Origin of the sequence: Amycolatopsis sp. NPDC023774, from assembly GCF_040639695.1 — a bacterium.
GTDB lineage: Bacteria > Actinomycetota > Actinomycetes > Mycobacteriales > Pseudonocardiaceae > Amycolatopsis.
The window spans coordinates 1-1894 of record NZ_JBFAAJ010000105.1; the positions used below are offsets into that span (position 1 = coordinate 1).

Sequence of the window (1894 nt, forward strand, 5' to 3'; positions counted from 1 at the left end):
AAGGCGGCTCTGCTGTCCGACCTGAAGGACGTCCTCTGACCGAGCCGGCGCTGTCCAGCTGCTGAGAACCCGGGCCTGCGGGAATCGCCCCGCCGACCCGGGTTCTCGCACGTTCGGGCGAAGTGTCCGTGGCCATGATCACGCAGGTGCACGGGCGTGTCCGTCCTGCGGCGGCTTGCGCTCTGCCGGGTCACACCGACCGGGCCTGCGCGCTCACCGAGAGTTCACAGGGCACAATAGGTGCCCTGGGCTTACACCCACACAGGTTTTCTGGTTCCGCATCGAGCTGGTTTCGGTGCCCTAGGAAGAGCGAGGAGTGCATGCGGGTACTCCGCCGCGGTGACGCCGGTCCGGACGTCGCCGAGATCAGGTCGATCCTTGCTGGGATGGACCTGCTCCCGCCGGTGGCGGGGACCGAGCAGTACGGCACCTTCGACGCCGCCGTCGAGCACGCCGTACGGGCCTTCCAGCAGCGTCGTGGGCTGATCACCGATGGGGTGGTCGGCCCCGCGACGTTCCAGGCGATGAAGGGCGCGAGCTTCCACCTGGGGAGCCGTCCGCTGCAGTACATGCTGTCCTCGCCCGTCCAGGGCGACGACGTCTTCGCGCTGCAGGAGCGCCTCACCGAACTCGGCTTCGACGCCGGCCGCCCCGACGGCTACTTCGGCCCCCAGACCGAACGCGCCCTGCGCACCTTCCAGCGCGACATGCGTCTGGAGCCCGATGGCATCTGCGGCCCGGCCACCATCCGCGAGCTGCACCGCCTCTCCTCGCCCCGCGCCCGCGGCGGTCGCCCCGTGTTCTTGCGCGAACAGGAACAGGTCCGCCAGGCCGGCCCCCGCCTGCGCGGCAAGCGCATCGTCATCGACCCCGGCCACGGCGGCGAAGACCTCGGCGTGGTCGCCGGCGGCCTCCGCGAAGCCGACATCGCCTGGGACTTGGCAAGGCGGCTCGAAGGCCGCATGCAGGCCACCGGCATGGAAGCGCTCATTTCGAGAGGTCCCAACCACAGCCCCACGGACTTCGAACGCGCCCGCTTCGCCAACGACGCCGGTGCGGACCTGTTCCTGTCGCTCCACAGCGACAGCAACCCGAGCCCCCGCGCCCAGGGCATCGCCAGCTTCCACTTCGGCACCGGCAACGGCACGACGTCCACGGTCGGCGAACTCCTCGCCGGCTTCATCCAGCGCGAGGTCGTCGCCCGCACCGGTTTGCGGGACTGCCGCACCCACTACAAAACGTGGGAAATTTTCACCCGCACGCGCTGCCCCGCCGTCCGCGTGGAGATCGGCTACCTCACCAACCCGGACGACAGCCGCAAACTCGCGGACCCCGCCTTCCGCGACATCGTCGCCGAGGGCATCCTCATCGCCGTCAAACGCCTGTACCTCCTGGGCGAAGGCGACCAACCCACGGGCACCTTCACTTTCGCGGACGTGTTGGCGCACGAGCTGGCCAAGGCTGAGTAGGTCCTTTCTGTCCTGCTTCGCAACCCCGCATCTTCATGACTGAGCCGGGCCTTCGTTTGGAGGCCCGGCTCACGTCTTTTCGCTGCCGCTCACGTCTTTTCGCTGCCGCCCATGTCTTTTCGCTGCCGCCCATGTCTTTTCGCTGCCGCCCATGTCTTTTCGCTGCCGCCCATGTCTTTTCGCTGCCGCCCATGTCTCTTCGCTGCCGCCCATGTCTCTTCGCTGCCGCCCATGTCTCTTCGCTGCCGCCCATGTCTCTTCGCTGCCGCCCATGTCTCTTCGCTGCCGCCCATGTCTCGTCGCTGCCGTCGCGGCCTCGGGCGCGACCCGTGTCGTTGCTTCGTGAAAACTGACCCCCAGGAGTCTTCCGAAAGTTGACCCCTCTGAGGTAGGAGGGTGCTGAACGTGGAGGACTGGGCGGAGAT

Annotated in this window: 1 protein-coding gene; it reads left to right on the forward strand. The window is 68.0% G+C overall.

Annotated elements, in window-relative coordinates; genetic code table 11:
- Positions 1–320: 320 nt before the first annotated feature.
- Complete coding sequence (locus AB0F91_RS47145; RefSeq protein WP_360609046.1) at positions 321–1469, forward strand: N-acetylmuramoyl-L-alanine amidase; 1149 nt, start codon at positions 321–323, stop codon at positions 1467–1469.
- Positions 1470–1894: the final 425 nt, after the last annotated feature.